18 protein-coding genes are annotated in these 16104 nt (G+C 59.5%); 7 read left to right on the top strand and 11 right to left on the bottom strand.

The features are described from left to right. Positions 1-20: 20 nt before the first annotated feature. A complete protein-coding gene (locus BLU46_RS08480) occupies positions 21-1145 on the top strand; it encodes a GNAT family N-acetyltransferase (RefSeq protein WP_063032500.1) in 1125 nt (374 codons plus the stop codon). An 11-nt stretch (positions 1146-1156) separates the two neighbouring features. Here BLU46_RS08480 and aqpZ read toward each other — a convergent pair whose 3' ends face one another. From aqpZ to BLU46_RS08455, 5 genes are all read right to left on the bottom strand, one after another. Then, the gene (aqpZ, locus tag BLU46_RS08475) at positions 1157-1855 is read right to left on the bottom strand and encodes an aquaporin Z (RefSeq protein WP_093200604.1); all 699 of its coding nucleotides are present in this window, start codon (positions 1853-1855) and stop codon (positions 1157-1159) included. A 179-nt stretch (positions 1856-2034) separates the two neighbouring features. Continuing rightward, positions 2035-3867: an ABC transporter ATP-binding protein gene (locus BLU46_RS08470; RefSeq protein WP_093200600.1), complete on the bottom strand. Its 1833-nt coding sequence runs from the start codon at positions 3865-3867 to the stop codon at positions 2035-2037. Between the two features lie 83 nt (positions 3868-3950). Further along, the gene (locus tag BLU46_RS08465) at positions 3951-4514 is read right to left on the bottom strand and encodes a peptidylprolyl isomerase (protein WP_063032494.1); all 564 of its coding nucleotides are present in this window, start codon (positions 4512-4514) and stop codon (positions 3951-3953) included. A gap of 3 nt (positions 4515-4517) precedes the next feature. Beyond that, the gene (locus tag BLU46_RS08460) at positions 4518-5321 is read right to left on the bottom strand and encodes an alpha/beta fold hydrolase (protein WP_093200597.1); all 804 of its coding nucleotides are present in this window, start codon (positions 5319-5321) and stop codon (positions 4518-4520) included. A 13-nt stretch (positions 5322-5334) separates the two neighbouring features. Continuing rightward, a complete protein-coding gene (locus BLU46_RS08455; RefSeq protein WP_003210710.1) occupies positions 5335-6258 on the bottom strand; it encodes a LysR family transcriptional regulator in 924 nt (307 codons plus the stop codon). A gap of 49 nt (positions 6259-6307) precedes the next feature. Between BLU46_RS08455 and BLU46_RS08450 the strand changes: the two genes are divergently transcribed. The 3 genes from BLU46_RS08450 (at position 6308) to BLU46_RS08440 (ending at position 8458) form a co-directional block, all read left to right on the top strand. Further along, positions 6308-6622 carry a hypothetical protein gene (locus tag BLU46_RS08450; protein WP_063032490.1) on the top strand — a complete coding sequence of 105 codons (315 nt, stop codon included), beginning with the start codon at positions 6308-6310 and terminating at the stop codon, positions 6620-6622. A 151-nt stretch (positions 6623-6773) separates the two neighbouring features. Then, a complete protein-coding gene (locus BLU46_RS08445) occupies positions 6774-7373 on the top strand; it encodes an FMN-dependent NADH-azoreductase (RefSeq protein WP_063032488.1) in 600 nt (199 codons plus the stop codon). Positions 7374-7576: 203 nt separating this feature from the next. Next, the gene (locus tag BLU46_RS08440; RefSeq protein ID WP_063032486.1) at positions 7577-8458 is read left to right on the top strand and encodes a carboxylate/amino acid/amine transporter; all 882 of its coding nucleotides are present in this window, start codon (positions 7577-7579) and stop codon (positions 8456-8458) included. Here BLU46_RS08440 and BLU46_RS08435 read toward each other — a convergent pair. Further along, complete coding sequence (locus BLU46_RS08435) at positions 8403-9308, bottom strand: LysR family transcriptional regulator (RefSeq protein ID WP_063032483.1); 906 nt, start codon at positions 9306-9308, stop codon at positions 8403-8405. The two genes, BLU46_RS08440 and BLU46_RS08435, sit on opposite strands and share 56 nt — an antisense overlap. 153 nt (positions 9309-9461) lie before the next feature. Here BLU46_RS08435 and BLU46_RS08430 point away from each other — a divergent pair, with 153 nt between their 5' ends. Beyond that, positions 9462-10106: a hydrolase gene (locus tag BLU46_RS08430; protein WP_063032481.1), complete on the top strand. Its 645-nt coding sequence runs from the start codon at positions 9462-9464 to the stop codon at positions 10104-10106. Positions 10107-10155: 49 nt separating this feature from the next. On the opposite strand, the gene BLU46_RS08425 is transcribed toward BLU46_RS08430, so the two are convergent. Continuing rightward, positions 10156-11454: a mechanosensitive ion channel family protein gene (locus BLU46_RS08425; RefSeq protein ID WP_063032480.1), complete on the bottom strand. Its 1299-nt coding sequence runs from the start codon at positions 11452-11454 to the stop codon at positions 10156-10158. 193 nt (positions 11455-11647) lie between these two features. Between BLU46_RS08425 and BLU46_RS08420 the strand changes: the two genes are divergently transcribed. Continuing rightward, the gene (locus BLU46_RS08420) at positions 11648-12994 is read left to right on the top strand and encodes a DEAD/DEAH box helicase (RefSeq protein WP_063034035.1); all 1347 of its coding nucleotides are present in this window, start codon (positions 11648-11650) and stop codon (positions 12992-12994) included. 46 nt (positions 12995-13040) lie between these two features. On the opposite strand, the gene BLU46_RS08415 is transcribed toward BLU46_RS08420, so the two are convergent. Next, the gene (locus tag BLU46_RS08415) at positions 13041-13316 is read right to left on the bottom strand and encodes a hypothetical protein (RefSeq protein WP_063032478.1); all 276 of its coding nucleotides are present in this window, start codon (positions 13314-13316) and stop codon (positions 13041-13043) included. Positions 13317-13470: 154 nt separating this feature from the next. Between BLU46_RS08415 and BLU46_RS08410 the strand changes: the two genes are divergently transcribed. Beyond that, the gene (locus BLU46_RS08410) at positions 13471-13860 is read left to right on the top strand and encodes a hypothetical protein (protein ID WP_063032476.1); all 390 of its coding nucleotides are present in this window, start codon (positions 13471-13473) and stop codon (positions 13858-13860) included. A gap of 3 nt (positions 13861-13863) precedes the next feature. Here BLU46_RS08410 and BLU46_RS08405 read toward each other — a convergent pair whose 3' ends face one another. From BLU46_RS08405 to BLU46_RS08395, 3 genes are all read right to left on the bottom strand, one after another. Next, entirely contained in the window at positions 13864-14730 is an 867-nt protein-coding gene (locus BLU46_RS08405) for a DUF6279 family lipoprotein (protein ID WP_093200593.1), read from the bottom strand. Between the two features lie 66 nt (positions 14731-14796). Next, positions 14797-15522 (bottom strand): TorF family putative porin, encoded by a 726-nt coding sequence (locus BLU46_RS08400; RefSeq protein WP_093200590.1) that lies wholly within the window; start codon positions 15520-15522, stop codon positions 14797-14799. 207 nt (positions 15523-15729) lie between these two features. Continuing rightward, positions 15730-15909 (bottom strand): hypothetical protein, encoded by a 180-nt coding sequence (locus tag BLU46_RS08395; RefSeq protein WP_003210722.1) that lies wholly within the window; start codon positions 15907-15909, stop codon positions 15730-15732. Between the last annotated feature and the right edge of the window lie 195 nt (positions 15910-16104).

Raw genomic sequence — 16104 nt, 5'->3', positions numbered from 1 at the left:
CGTGACCGTCGGGGAATGGGATGCCGTTACAACGTTTGAATAACCTGTCCGAGATTGCGCCCGATGAATGGAATGGGTTGGTCCCCGCTGATCAGCCGTTTCTGCGCCATGCATTCCTCAGTGCCCTGGAAGACAGCGCCAGCATCGGCCCGCACTCCGGGTGGCAGCCGGAGCATTTGCTGCACTATGAAGGTGGCCGGCTGATTGCCGCGTTGCCCAGCTATCGCAAATGGCATTCGTACGGCGAATACGTGTTCGACCACGGCTGGGCCGATGCCTGCGAGCGGGCGGGCATCGACTATTACCCGAAATTGCTGACGGCCGTGCCCTTCAGCCCGGTCAGCGGCCCGCGCCTGTTGGCCGCCCGCGCCGAGGACGGCTTCGAACTGCTTAAAAGCCTGCCCGGTTACCTGGAAATCGAAGGCCTTTCCAGTGCCCATATCAACTTTACCGACGCCCTGACGGATACCGCGCTGGCTCAACAGCCAGGCTGGCTGCAACGCCTGGGCTGCCAGTTTCACTGGCAGAACCGGGGTTACCGTGACTTTCAGGATTTCCTCGATGCCCTGAGTTCACGCAAGCGTAAACAGATGCGCAAAGAGCGCGAACAGGTAGCGGGGCAGGGCATTGAGTTCGAATGGTTGCAAGGCCATGAGTTGAGCGAGGCGCAGTGGGATTTTGTCTACGCCTGTTACGCCAACACCTACGCCATACGCCGACAATCGCCGTACCTGACCCGGGCGTTTTTCAGCCTGCTGGCCGAGCGCATGCCCGAGGCGATTCGCGTGGTGCTGGCCAAGCAAGGTTCACGGCCGGTGGCCATGGCCTTCAGCCTGATCGGCGGCGACAGCTTTTATGGGCGTTACTGGGGCTGCCTGGCCGAGTTCGACCGGCTGCATTTCGAGACGTGTTTCTATCAGGGCATGGACTACGCGATTGCTCATGGCCTGCAGCGCTTTGACGCGGGTGCCCAGGGCGAGCACAAGTTGATTCGCGGGTTTGAGCCGGTGATCACGCATTCCTGGCATTACCTGCGACATCCGGGTTTGAAGACCGCGGTGGCGGATTTCCTGGAGCGCGAAAGCGTGGGGATCCTGGCGTATGCCGAGGAGGCGAGGGCAGCCCTGCCTTACCGGCAGGGCTGAACCCGTTTGGCTCAGGCGGGTTTTTCCGTGCCCAGCCATCGATAGGTAATGCCGCCGACCACTGCACCGAGGATCGGCGCCAGCCAGAACATCCACAACTGCTGGAGCGCCCAACCGCCGACAATCAGCGCCGGGCCGGTACTGCGCGCCGGGTTGACCGAGGTGTTGGTGACCGGGATCGAGATCAGGTGGATCAGCGTCAACGCGAGGCCGATGGCGATCGGCGCGAAACCCGCCGGCACGCGGCGGTCGGTGGCGCCGAGGATGATCAGCACGAACATCGCCGTCATCACCAGCTCACACACAAAGCCTGCCGTCATTGAATAACCACCGGGTGAATGCTCGCCGTAGCCGTTGCTCGCCAGGCCTGAGGCCAGTTCGAACCCTGGCTTGCCGCTGGCTATGAAGTACAACAACGCAGCGGCGACGATGCCACCAAATACCTGAGAGATGATGTACGCCGGTAACTCCCTGGCCGGAAATCTTCCGCCCACTACCAGCCCCACTGACACTGCCGGGTTTAGGTGGCAACCGCTGATGTGCCCGATGGCAAATGCCATGGTCAGTACCGTGAGCCCGAACGCCAGGGCCACACCGAGCACCCCGATCCCGACGGGCGACGATGCGGCCAGTACCGCACTGCCGCAGCCACCCAACACCAGCCAAAACGTACCCAGTCCTTCCGTAACGGAACGCTTGAACAGTGACATGAACACATCCTTAGTAGATTGCTCTATCTGATTAACGGGTCTGTGACGCTTCCCTGCTGCCTTAAATCAGGGCCCTCCTGGGGCCTGATTGGAGTACAGCAGGATTGTGTCGCAAGACCAGTGAGATAGAGAAAACTGTCAGAATTGTTCGGAATTGAGGGTACAGTTAACCAACGGAATCAGTCTATTCCGACGAACCCCCCGGTCTGGTGTTGCCACAATCGCGCATACAAACCGCCCTGTGCGAGCAATTCGGCATGGCTGCCGCTTTCGGCAATCTGGCCTTTTTCCAGCACCACCAGCCTGTCCATTCTGGCAATGGTGGAAAGCCGGTGGGCGATGGCGATTACCGTCTTGCCCTGCATCAGGGTTTCCAGGCTTTCCTGGATTGCCGCTTCCACTTCCGAATCCAGCGCGGAGGTGGCTTCGTCCATGATCAGGATCGGCGCGTCCTTGAGCAGCACCCGCGCGATAGCGATCCGCTGGCGTTGCCCGCCGGAGAGTTTGACCCCGCGTTCACCGACGTGGGCGTCCAGGCCGGTACGGCCCTCGGCGTCCGACAGTAACGGGATGAACTCGTCGGCGCGAGCCTTGTGCACCGCGGCCCAAAGCTCTTCATCGGTGGCGTCCGGCTTGCCATACAGCAGGTTGTCGCGGATCGAGCGGTGCAGCAGCGAGGTGTCCTGGGTGATCATGCCGATCTGTTCGCGCAGGGTTTCCTGGGCGACTTCGGCGATGTTCTGGCCGTCGATCAGGATGCGTCCGCCTTGCAGGTCGTACAGGCGCAACAGCAGGTTGACCAGGGTAGATTTACCCGCGCCGGACGGACCGATCAGGCCGATTTTTTCACCCGGTTTAATGTCCAGGTTCAGACCGCTGATGATTCCGCTCTTCTTGCCGTAGTGGAAGTCCACCTGATCGAACCGCACCTCGCCATGGTGCACTTCCAGGCGCGGGGCATTCTCGCGGTCGGTCACTGCCAGCGGTTGGGCGATGGTTTTCAGGCCGTCCTGAACCATGCCGATGTTTTCGAAAATGCCGTTGACCACCCACATGATCCAGCCGGACATGTTCACGATACGAATCACCAGTCCGGTGGCCAGGGCAATGGCGCCCACTGAAATCAGGGATTGGGTCCACAGCCACAGGGCAAGGCCGGTGGTAAAGACAATCAACAGGCCGTTCATGGTGGTGATCACGATGTCCATGCTGGTCACGACGCGGCTGGCCAGCTGGGTTTTCTCGGTTTGCTCGACGATGGCTTCCTTGGCGTAGTTCTGCTCGTAATTCGTATGAGCGAACAGCTTCAAGGTGGTGATGTTGGTGTAGCCGTCGACAATCCGTCCCATCAATTTGGAACGTGCCTCGGAGGAAATCACCGAGCGTTCCTTGACCCGTGGCACGAAGTACCGCAGGGCCAGGCTGTAGGCGATGATCCAGGTGATCAGCGGGATCATCAGGCGCCAGTCGGCTTCGGCGAACAGCACCAGGGCGCTGATGGCGTAGATCGCCACGTGCCAGATCGCGTCCACGGCGGCCACTGCGGAGTCGCGCAGGGAGTTGCCGGTTTGCATGATGCGCTGGGCAATGCGCCCGGCGAAGTCGTTCTGGAAGAAGTTCAGGCTCTGCTTGAGCACGTAGCTGTGGTTCTGCCAGCGGATCAGGCTGGTCATGCCCGGGCTGATGGTCTGGTGCACCAACAGGTCATGCAGGGCGCCGAAGATCGGGCGCAGCAGCAGGGCGACCACGGCCATCCAGATCAGCTCATTGGCGTGGATCTGGAAGAAGTTGGCGGGCGGCGTGCCCTGAGCCAGGTCGATGATGCGGCTCAGGTAGCTGAACAGCGCCACTTCGATCAGCGCGCCGATCAGGCCCACCACCAGCAAGGCGGCAAAGCACGGCCATACCTGGCGCAGGTAATAGATGTAGAAGGGCAGGACTTTATCGGGAGGGGCCGCGCTGGGAGCGTCGCGGAAGATGTCGATCAGTTGTTCAAAACGACGATAGAGCATTAGGTATGACGCCCGCGCGGCGGGCTCTCCTGTTCAAATGTGCGCGGTGCCTTGGGGGCACCGCGCGAAACTCCCTGTAGCCTTCAGTCGATGCGCTTGGCCGACTTGATCAGGACAGGATCGATTGGCACGTTCTGCATGCCCTGTTTGGTGGTGGTTTGCGAGTTGACGATGATGTCGACCACGTCCATGCCCTTGACCACTTTGGCAAATACCGCGTAACCCGCATCACGGCCCGGGTCGAGGAAGGCATTGTCTGCAACGTTGATGAAGAATTGGCTGGTGGCGGAGTTCGGGTCGTTGGTACGCGCCATCGACAGGGTGCCGCGCACGTTATGCAGGCCGTTGCTGGCTTCGTTCTTGATCGGTGCTTCGGTCGGCTTTTGCGACATTTGCGACGTGAACCCACCGCCCTGCACCATGAACCCCGGGATTACCCGGTGAAAAATGGTGTTGGTGTAGAAGCCTTTGTCGACATAGGCCAGGAAGTTCTTGGTACTGATCGGGGCCTTGACCGGGTCCAGTTCGATTTCAATGTCGCCATTGGTGGTGGTGATCAAGACGTGAGGTGCCTTGGCGGGTTCGGCCGCCATCAGGTTGGCAGCGAACAGTACGGAACCGGCAAAGAAGGCGATTTTTTTCAGCATGGGTCAGTGATCCTGGGTTGTGGTTTCGACTGTCTTGAGAAAATCGAGCAGGGTGTTATTGAAGTGTTCGGGTTGATCCAGCGGCGTGGCATGGCGGGAATCTTCGATCACCACCAGCCGCGCATCGGGCAGCAGTTTTACATAGATTTCTTTCTGCGCCACGGGGGTGTAGTCGTGGTCGGCGCTGATGACCAGGGTTGGACAGGAGATTTTCGAAAGTTGTTCCTGTACGCCCCAGCCAACAATTGCATCGAAGCTGGCGAGGTGAGCACGTTTGTCGTTTTTTGCCCAGCGTTCAGCCATCTTGCGCCGCAGTTCGGCTTGTTCGGGCTTGGGAAACAGCATGTTGCCCAGGGCTTTGCCGATGGTGCTCAGGCTTAGGGCGCGTGCCAGGCTCCAGCGCTTGGCCCACTGCCAGTAATCGCCGGCCGTGCGAACCTTGACCTGAGGCGCACTGTTGACGATGCACAGGCTCTTGAGCATTTGCGGTTCATCCACCGCCAGTTGAAAGGCAATCATGCCACCCATGGACAAGCCGACCACGTGGGCCGGGGGCAGTTGCAGGTGTTCGATCAAGGCCACCAGGTCGGCGGTGAAGCCGGCGATGCTGTAGCGCTCCCGGGGTTTGTCGGAGCGTCCGTGACCACGCACATCCACCACGATCAACCAGTAGTGCTGTGACAGTACCGGCACTTGCAGCTCCCAATCTAGGCAACTGGAGCCCAGGCCGTGGATCAGGATCAGCGGAGCGCCATGGCCATATTCCTCGTAATGCAGGGTGCAACCTTCATGTTCGAAATAGGCCATGGGAACTCCTTGTTCAGGCTTGCTGCGGTGCGGCGAACGGCGCGTCCAGTGGGGCAGTGTCGAAGGTGCGCAGCAACTCGACAAGAATCTGCGTGGCCGGGCCCAGGGGTTTGTCCTTGTTCGAGTAAAGATAGAAGGTCGGGTTGCGGCTGCCACCTCGTTCCAGGGGGAGTAGCTTGAGCAGGCCTTCCTTGAGTTCGCGTTCGATCAGGTGCCGGGGCAACCAGGCGAAGCCCAGGCCGCTGCTGACAAAGGTCGCTGCGGTGGGCAGGCTGCCGACGGTCCAGCGTTGCTCGGCGCCGAGCCAGCCGACGTCCCGTGGCTGCTGGCGGCCGGAGTCGCGGATCACCACCTGCATATGGCTTTCCAGGTCCTGGAAGCTCAGTTCGCGGTGCAGTTGGTGCAGCGGGTGTTCGGGGTGGGCCACGGCGACAAATTCGACGTCGCTCATTTCCGTCCCCAGGTAACCCGGAATGATGAACCCGCTGATGGCGAGGTCGGCCATGCCGTCCATCAACAGTTCCTCGACACCGGACAACACCTCCTCGCGCAGGCGTACCCGACAGCCACGGCTTTGCGGCATAAAGGCGGTGAGGGCGCGCACCAGGCGGGCGTTGGGGTAGGCCGCGTCGACCACCAGCCGCACCTCGGCCTCCCAGCCTTGTTCCATATGGTGGGCCAGGTCTTCAAGCTGGCTGGCGTTTTTCACCAGTTGCCGGGAGCGGCGCAGCAGCACTTCACCCGCTTCGGTGAGCACCGCCTTGCGCCCGTCGATGCGCAGCAGCGGCACGCCGAGTTGGTCCTGCATACGGGCCACGGTGTAGCTCACCGAGGATTGCGAGCGGTGCAGCGCTTCGGCCGCCTGGGCGAAGCCGCCATGGTCGACCACGGCTTGCAGGGTGCGCCATTGATCAAGGGTAACGCGGGGCGCTTTCAAGATGAGCTCCTCTTGTCCTAAGCTGGCGGTCCTTATTGGAGACTGCCGAATGAGAAAATTCTGTTGTGTGCTGCTGACGCTGCTGCCGTTGAGTGCGTTTGCATTCAGTACCGATGTGACGAAAGACATTCAGGGCGTGAAGATCGATTACAGCGCGTCGGACGTCGACAGCAACATCAGTTCGATCCAACTCACCAACTACGGCCCCAATGACGCGGAGTGCAAGGTACGCTTTACCAATGGTCCGGAAGCGCCGCGTACCCGCAAGGTCACGGTCGCAGCAGGGAAAACTACCAACACCACGGTCAATTTCAGCCGTGCCATTATCAAGATGCGTATCCAACTGACCTGCGCACCGAAATAAGGCAAAAGCGGAGGACGCCTACAGCAATACTCCGCTTATAAACAAATTTCTAGATGGGTTATAGCAATTTTTTACGCTTTTTAATCGAACGGGCTCTGATTAACCTTCACTCCATCGCCTTACAGCATTCACCGATGGAGCTTACATAATCATGGCCCGTGTTCTGATCATCGAAAGCAGCGCCCGTCAGCAGGACTCAATCTCCCGCCAACTGACCCAACAATTCATCAGTCAATGGAAAGTCGCTCACCCGGCTGATCAGATCACCGTACGTGACCTCGCCATCAACCCCGTGCCGCACCTGGACGCCAACCTGCTGGGTGGCTGGATGAAACCTGCCGAACAGCGCAGCACGATCGAACAGGCTTCCCTGGATCGCTCCAACGAACTGACCGATGAGCTGCTGGCCGCCGATGTGTTGGTGATGGCCGCACCGATGTACAACTTCGCGATTCCCAGCACCCTAAAGGCCTGGCTGGACCATGTGCTGCGTGCCGGTGTGACCTTCAAGTACACCGCCACCGGCCCCCAGGGCCTGCTGACCGACAAGCGCGCCTTTGTACTGACCGCCCGCGGCGGCATTCATGCCGGCGGCAGCACCGACCACCAGGAACCGTACCTGCGTCAGGTCATGGGCTTTATCGGCATCCACGACGTCACGTTCATTCACGCCGAAGGGGTGAACCTGGGCGGTGACTTCCAGGAAAAGGGCGTGAACCAGGCCAAGGCACTGCTCGCCCAAGTGGCGTGAGATGTTAATCGTCAGATAATCGCCCGCTGTTTAGATAGCTCCACGCAACCCTTCAAGTACGCGTATCGAACCTCCCTTTGCACTTTTTGCTCCTGAGTGCTCCCGCCCGACTGACGCTTTTAGCGAGGTCGGGTTTTTTTTGCCTTGAGTTTCGTAAAGCCCCGAAAACCGCTAATGTCGCGCCCATTCAAAATGAGGCGAGCATGGGCTATCTACTTGTTGTGACGCTGATCCAGGCGTTTTCCTTCAGCTTGATCGGCGAATACCTGGCCGGTCACGTCGACAGTTACTTTGCGGTGCTGGTGCGCGTGCTGTTGGCCGGGCTGGTGTTTATCCCGCTGACCCGCTGGCGCTCGGTAGAACCGGCGTTCATGCGTGGCATGCTGTTGATCGGCGCGCTGCAGTTTGGCGTGACTTACGTATGTCTGTATTTGAGCTTCAGAGTACTGACGGTGCCGGAGGTGTTGCTGTTCACCATCCTCACGCCGTTGCACGTGACCCTGATCGAAGACGCCCTGAACCGCCGCTTCAATCCGTGGGCGCTGGTGGCCGCATTGGTAGCGGTGACGGGAGCGGCGGTGATCCGCTTTGACCAGATCACCCCGAACTTCTTCGTGGGCTTCCTGCTGCTGCAACTGGCGAACTTCACCTACGCTGCCGGGCAGGTGCTTTATAAGCACTTGGTGGCCCGCCATCCGAGCGATCTACCGCACTATCGGCGCTTTGGTTACTTCTACCTCGGCGCGTTGGCGGTGGCATTGCCGGCGTTCCTGATGTTCGGCAAGGCCAATTTCCTGCCGGAAGCACCGTTGCAATGGGGCGTTTTGGTGTTCCTCGGGCTGGTCAGTACGGCACTGGGCATGTACTGGTGGAACAAGGGCGCGTGCATGGTCAATGGCGGCACATTGGCGGTGATGAATAACCTGCATGTGCCGGTGGGGTTGTTGCTGAACTTGCTGATCTGGAATCAGCATGAGCCGCTCGGCAGGCTGTTCCTGGGTGGCTCGGTGATCCTGGCGGCGGTGTGGATCAGCCGGTTGGGCCTGCGGTCGTCGGCGCCAACTGCGTCACCAAAAAATCAATGAACGTGCGGGTCTTTTGCGGCACGCGTCGCGCTGACGAGTAAACCGCGTTGATGGTGATTGCCGGCGCCTGCCACTCGCAGAGCACCGGCACCAGGCGTCCGGCGTTCAGGGCGTCTTCGACGATAAAGTCCGGCAACAGGGCGATGCCCATCCCGGCTTCTGCCGCCTGGGCCAGCAGGTCGCCATTGTTGGCGTGTAGAGGGCCGGTAACGTTGACCCGCTGGGTTTCCTGGCCCTTGCTCAGTTGCAGGCTGACGCCGCTTTGCAGATAGCCATAATTGAGGCATTGGTGCTGCCGCAGGTCTTGCGGGGTTTGCGGTGTGCCCGCGCGTGCCAGGTAGGCTGGCGCGGCCACCATGACCCGTGGCGCCGGCGCGAGTTGGCGAGCGATCATCGTTGAGTCTGGCATGCTGGCGATACGGATGGTCACATCGAACCCGCCGCGTACCGGGTCCACCTGCTGGTCGCTGAGCACCAGTTGCAGCTCGATATGCGGATGCTGTTCATGGAACAGCGGAATCAATCTTCCCAGGCGGTGCAGCCCGAACGACATCGGCGCATTGACCCGCAACACTCCCCGTAGCTCCCCTATGCCGTCTCTGGCTCTCTGTTCGGCCTCATCCAGGGCGGCCAGTACTTCACGCGCCGCTTCAAAATACTCGGCCCCGGCCTCTGTCAAATGCAGGCTGCGGGTGGTGCGCTGAAGCAGTTGCACGCCTATGGCTTCTTCCAGAGCCTGAATCTGTTTGCTGACTTTTGAGCGCGGTACGTCCATGGCGCGCGCGGCGGCCGCAAAGCCGTTCTCGCCGACGGTGACGACAAACGCGCGCATGCATTCAATGCGATCCATGATTGTCACTTTTTTAGAATCAATGATTCTCGATTTTAGGTAATTGTCTCGATTTTATCCAGATCGTAAAGTTACTTCCAAGCCGCCAGCAAAGCTTCAAAGCGGCGCTGAACGCACCCCTTACCGAATCGAAAACATTAAAAGGAAGTCACCATGTCTATTCGCGAATTGCTCAACCCAACCAACTCCACCCTGATCTTGATCGACCACCAGCCACAGATGGCCTTTGGCGTGCAGTCGATCGATCGCCAGACCCTGAAGAACAACACGGTGGCGCTGGCCAAGGCCGCCAAGATCTTCAACGTGCCGACCATCCTGACCTCGGTTGAGACCAAGAGCTTCAGCGGCTACATCTGGCCGGAGCTGTTGAACGTGTTCCCGGACCAGCAGCCGATCGAGCGCACTTCGATGAACTCCTGGGAAGACAAGGCACTGGTGGCCGCGGTGAAGGCCACCGGCCGCAAGAAGCTGATCATGGCGGCCCTGTGGACCGAGGTTTGCCTGAACTTCCCGGCCCTGGAAGCCCTGGCCGAAGGCTACGAGGTGTACATCGTCACCGATGCCTCCGGCGGCACCAGCAAAGAAGCGCACGACATGTCGGTGCAGCGGATGATTCAGGCCGGCGCGGTACCGGTCACCTGGCAGCAAGTGCTGCTGGAGTACCAGCGTGACTGGGCTCACAAAGAGACTTACGACGCGGTGATGGGCCTGGTCCTGGAGCACAGCGGTGCTTACGGCATGGGCGTGGATTACGCCTACACCATGGTGCACGGTGCGCCGCAGCGTCAGGTCAAGTAAGGCTGAACGCAAAAAAACGGCACAACGCAGGTTGTGCCGTTTTTTGTTGTTACATCACTGCCTTTTCCGCCGGGGGCAGGTGACTGGCCCCCAATACCGCCGGCAACATCCCGGCCCGCAAGTCACCGCCACTCGGCTGCTGGTACAGGCTCAAGCCAAACTCCGGCAGTACTGCCAGCAGGTAGTCGAAGATATCGCCCTGGATCCGCTCGTAGTCGGCCCATGCGGTGGTGCGGGTGAAGCAGTAGATCTCCAGCGGAATGCCCTGGGCCGTGGTCTGCATCTGCCGCACCATGCAGGTCATGTTCGGCTGGATTTCCGGATGGCTTTTCAAATAGGCCAAGGCATACGCGCGGAAGGTGCCGATATTGGTCATGCGCCGACGGTTGGCCGACATCGCGGCGACATTTCCCTGGGCTTCGTTCCAGGCCTTGAGCTCGGCCTTCTTGCGGCTCATGTAGTCGGTCAGCAGGTGTACCTGGGAAAGCCTCAGCTCTTCGTCGTCGCGGATGAAACGCACGCCGCTGGCATCGATGTACAGGCTGCGCTTGATTCGCCGGCCACCGGAAGCCTGCATGCCGCGCCAGTTCTTGAACGACTCGGACATCAGGCGCCAGGTGGGAATCGAGACGATGGTCTTGTCGAAGTTCTGCACCTTCACGGTGTGCAGGGTGATGTCCACCACGTCACCGTCCGCGCCGACCTGGGGCATTTCGATCCAGTCGCCGACCCGCAGCATGTCGTTGCTGGTCAACTGCACGCTGGCGACGAACGACAGCAGGGTGTCCTTGTAGACCAACAGGATCACTGCCGACATCGCACCCAAACCGGAAAGCAGCAAGAGCGGCGAGCGGTCGATCAAGGTGGCGACGATGATGATGGCGCCAAACACGAACAGCACCATTTTCGCCAACTGCACGTAGCCCTTGATCGAGCGGGTGCGGGCGTGTTCGGTGCGGGCGTAGATATCCAGCAGGGCGTTGAGCAGTGCACTGATCGCCAGCACCATGAACAGAATGGTGAACGCCAGGGCGACATTGCCGATGAACAGGGTGGCGGTCTTGCTCAAGTCCGGCACCAGGTACAGGCCGAACTGGATCACCAGCGACGGCGTCATCTGCGCCAGGCGGTGGAAGACTTTGTTGTGCCGCAGGTCGTTGAGCCAGTGCAGCGCGGGTTGCCGGCCCAGCAACTTGACGGCGTGCAGGATGAGGTACCGAGCCACTCGTCCGAGCAGCAATGCCACCACCAGCAACACCACCAGCGCCAGGCTGGAGTGCAGCAGCGGATGTTCGTCGAGGGTGCCCCAAAGGTCTTTGACGTTGAGCCAGAGCTGTTTGATATCCATGGGTAAACGCGATTCTTCTGTAGGACGTGACGGGGCGATTAGAGCATTTAAGCAAGTCAAAGTTGTCGTTGTGGACAAATTCTCTGACAAAAAAGCGGCTGATTAACGCAGTTCGCGTAAAGAAACTCGGCCTGAGCGCCCGAAACCGTTACCCTATGCAGCTGTTTTTTTGTATTTCTTCGAGGTAGCACCCGTGTTTTCCCAATTCGCCCTGCACGAACGCCTGCTCAAAGCCGTGGCCGAGCTTAAATTTGTCGAGCCAACGCCTGTGCAAGCAGCGGCCATCCCGCTCGCGCTCGAAGGGCGTGACCTGCGGGTGACGGCTCAAACCGGGAGTGGCAAGACCGCCGCTTTCGTCCTGCCGATTCTTAACCGTCTGATCGGCCCGGCGAAAGTCCGTGTCAGCATCAAGACCCTGATCCTGCTGCCGACCCGCGAACTGGCCCAGCAGACCTTGAAGGAAGTGGAGCGCTTCTCGCAGTTCACCTTCATCAAGTCCGGCCTGATCACCGGCGGTGAAGACTTCAAGGTCCAGGCTGCCATGCTGCGCAAGGTGCCGGACATCCTGATCGGCACCCCGGGCCGGATGATCGAACAACTGAACGCCGGCAACCTGGACCTCAAGGAAGTTGAAGTCCTGGTGCTCGACGAAGCCGACCGCATGCTCGACATGGGCTTTGCCGACGACGTGCAGCGCCTGGTGCAAGAGTGCGTGAACCGCCAGCAGACCATGCTGTTCTCGGCCACCACCGGTGGTTCGACCCTGCGTGACATGGTTGCCAAGGTCCTGAACAACCCCGAGCACTTGCAGGTCAACAATGTCAGCGACCTGAACTCGACCACCCGTCAGCAGATCATCACCGCTGACCACAACGTGCACAAAGAGCAGATCCTCAACTGGTTGCTGGCCAACGAGACCTATCAGAAGGCCATCGTGTTCACCAACACCCGGGCCATGGCCGACCGTATCTACGGTCGCCTGGTGGCTCAGGAGTACAAGGCGTTCGTCCTGCACGGTGAAAAAGACCAGAAGGACCGCAAGCTGGCCATCGACCGCCTCAAGCAAGGCGGCGTGAAGATCCTGGTGGCCACCGACGTTGCCGCCCGCGGCCTGGACGTGGATGGCCTGGACATGGTGATCAACTTCGACATGCCCCGCAGCGGCGACGAATACGTACACCGTATTGGTCGTACCGGGCGTGCCGGCAACGATGGCCTGGCGATCTCGCTGATCTGCCATGGCGACTGGAACCTGATGTCGAGCATCGAGCGCTACTTGAAGCAGTCGTTCGAGCGCCGCACCATCAAGGAAGTCAAAGGCACCTACGGCGGGCCGAAGAAGGTCAAGGCGTCGGGCAAGGCTGTTGGCGTGAAGAAGAAAAAGGTCGACGCCAAGGGCGACAAGAAGAAGGCCGGTGCCAAGTCGCCGACCAAACGCAAGATTGCCAACCGTCCAAAGACCGACAACCTGTCGTTGGTCAGCAAGGATGGCATGGCGCCTCTGAAGCGCCGCAAGCCGGAAGCACCGGCTGCCGAGTAAGGCTTGAGCCATAAAAAAACCGGACAATGTCCGGTTTTTTTTCGCCTCAGTTTTTGGCTTTTGCAGCGGCCTCGTCCATTTCCTTGAGGCGCTGGTCGATCAGTTGGCACTTGTCGGGCAGGTCTGCGCTGGCGGTTTCCAGCTTCATGTTCTGCAGCTCTTCGTTGATCTCCTTGGCCTTCTCCGGGTTCTGTTGGGTGAGCTTGGTCACCTCCTTGGCCAGTTGTTCACGCTTGGCGGTGGCTTCTTCCAGCGTGCAGGCCCAGGCGGGCAGGGCGGCGAGCAGCGTGGCCGCGACGGCCATATTCAGCAGGGTTTTCATGATTCGGACCTCCATGGCGATGATGTTCGGTTGAGGGTTGCGAACGCTTAAAAGTTCAGCGAAATCGCGCCTGTCCGCTAGGCTGAACGGACGATGGGTCCGGCATGTCACACCTTTGAAGGGCCTATTTCGTGTGCCTTCAGGAGGAATCAGGATGACGACTTACGATTGGGATTTGATCGAACGATTGCTGCATGAGGTACAGAACGGTGGCGCCAACTTCGCCCCGCGCAAATATGCCGAAGAGGAAGCAACTAGAAGGGCTGCTGCCGGAGAGCACATCGGTAATCTCGATGAGTTTAAAAAGCTCGCAGCGGATTACGAGGCGTTATTGTTCAAGCACGGCTTTATTGAGTCGAGGTCAGAGGAAGAGTGCGGCAATGGTGAGAATTTCAAATTGACCCTGCGCGGCTCTCAGCTGCTGAGCCTGATCGACAGCAGCATCCCCGGCGATAATCACCCGCGGCAGGTGCTGGACGAGCAGGCGGATGCGCTGGATCCGGCGACGTTTGACGAAGTGTCGTCGAAAGCACAGATTGCCTGATGTCTACGGGGTGCCAGCCTTCAGGCATTTAAGGGCCTTGAAGTCACTGCGCACCTTGTCGATTTTCTGCGTGAGCTTCTGGCGTTGCTGCACCGTGCTTTCCGCCATCAGGTCGATGATCAAACTACGGGCTGCGGTTTCGGTCTGGGCGTAGGCCTGGCGGTACTCCGGGGTCCACAGGCTTTCGCGGTCCACCAGCAGTTGCTCGATCTTCTGTGGGAAATCGCTGCTATGGCGGTCTTTGACCGCTGCGATAAATAGCGTTTGCCAGTGGGCGCGGTTGCCAATCCATTGTTGGTTCTGCTCACCCAAGGCGATCGACCAGGCGGTGACGCGATTCTGCTGGCTGACGCTTAACGGCCCGAGCCATGCATCGAGGCGCTTGTTCATACGCTCGGCGCGCTCCTTGATCTGCTGTTCGAGGGGCGGTTTCAGGTATTCGTCCTGGCGCTTGCGCAGGTCCTTGGCGAATGCCTGCTCCATATCCTGTACTTGCTGGTCGTCCAGCCCCTGCAATAGCTCGACGGCGGACGGCGTGATCGCCCGGGCGCTTTCGGCAATGGCTTGCTTGGCCTCGGTAGTCCGGGTTTGCAGGGCTGCGTCGGTCACCTGGTTGTTGTCGACCATCTGTTGCAGGCGGTCGAGCCAGTCCAGGTAGCCCGGCAATTGAGTGGTGCAATGCCAAGCCAGGTGTTCCTTGAGTTTGTCGTTGAACCAGCTCTTCTGCCCGGCATTCATCTCCAGGTAGTCGCTCAGGGTCCAGGGGATGATCACATCCAGATTGCGATAGGCCAGGCCTACCCGATTGCAGCCGGCGAGTACCAGGCTGAGGGTCAGCAACATCACCAGAAGTTTTAACCGGCGCAGCATGAGCGAGTCCTTGCGCAGACGAGAGTATTGCATCTGAACCCGTCAGTGCAGCGACAGTTCAGCCCATCAATAAAACGCCCGCTCTGCTTTCAGGGTCAATAGTCCGTCGCATTGCGAGTTGTGTCCGGAGTAGGCCGAGCAATCGCCGCCGCTGAGGCTGGAGTCGCTGTAGATCAGGTTCAGGTCGACGCCCATCCACGGCCGGGAGAATTGCACTGACCAATCGCTGAAACTGCGGATGGAGCTGCCATCGGCGACTGAGACCGGAGTGCCCAGTTGGTGGGTGGTGTACTTCATGCTGACGCCGATGCCAAAAGGCTTGGTGCCGCCGAGGTCGGCAAACAAGGTGCTGTCCTGGCGGTCCGGGTCGTTGCTGAAGGAGGCGCCGAAGCGGTTGCCCAGCACGGTCAGGCCGCCGTAGAACTCCTGGCTGTCGAGGGGGCTCAGCTTGGGATAGCTGTAGTGAATCATCCCCAGTTCGTAGCCCAGGGTCTGGTCAAAAGGGCGCTTGAAGCCCAGGTAGGAATCGACTTCCAGATTGCTGGTAGGGGAAATCCCCATACTCGGTGAGAATTGGCCGAGGTACAGGCCGCTGCCGTGGCTCAGGTCCAGGCCGCCGTGGAACGAGTCGCTCCCGGGTGCGGTGGGTTTTACCAGGCCTTGGGCCATGCTTCGGCTGGGTGTCGTGCCCAATTTCAGGTCGAAATCACCCAATTCACGCTGGAAAACCTGCGCTTCGGCGAGGGGGCTGGCCAACAGGGCACCGGCCAGGAAAATGCAGGATTTGAGCATGCTTCACTCCATGAAAAGCGAGGAGCAGTAACGGGAAATATCAGGCAAATGCACGATCTAGACGTGTGCAAGCATACCGGCGATGGTTCGCAGATGAAGCCCGTTCGTCGATTGGTGTAAAAGGGGGTGGATCAGAGGGTGTTGCGGGCTCTAGTCCTAGCGCCTTGAAAGGCAAAGCGCTTAGGGACCAGGTGTGATGCGCCAGTATTACTTTTTACCCAGGGTGATCTGCTTGGACGGGCCGAAAGTCTGGCCGCTTACGCCTTTGGCAATCTGCTGGATTTCGCCGCCCTGCTTGAGGAATGCAGCGATTTGGCTGTTGATCGATTCGCTGGTTTCAACGGCGGGAGCTGGCTTTGCTTTGCTGTTGGATGCTTTTACGCGCATGGCGGCCACTAACCTGTAGAAAATTAACTTGGCCATGCATCGTACATGAAATGCTTGACAATTGCTTGGCAAATATCCCCCTGAAATATACGGCGGGCTTATGAATTGTCTGCAATGAATGATTGAAATAGTCACCTAACTTGCTGTTTTAAATCGAAACCGAGCAAGAAAACATGCCCGGGGCGCCTGCAGAAT

The organism is Pseudomonas yamanorum, from assembly GCF_900105735.1.
Taxonomy (GTDB): Bacteria; Pseudomonadota; Gammaproteobacteria; order Pseudomonadales; family Pseudomonadaceae; genus Aquipseudomonas; species Aquipseudomonas yamanorum.
The sequence above is the reverse complement of the archived record's forward strand: the minus strand, read 5'-3'. Positions and strand labels throughout refer to the sequence as shown.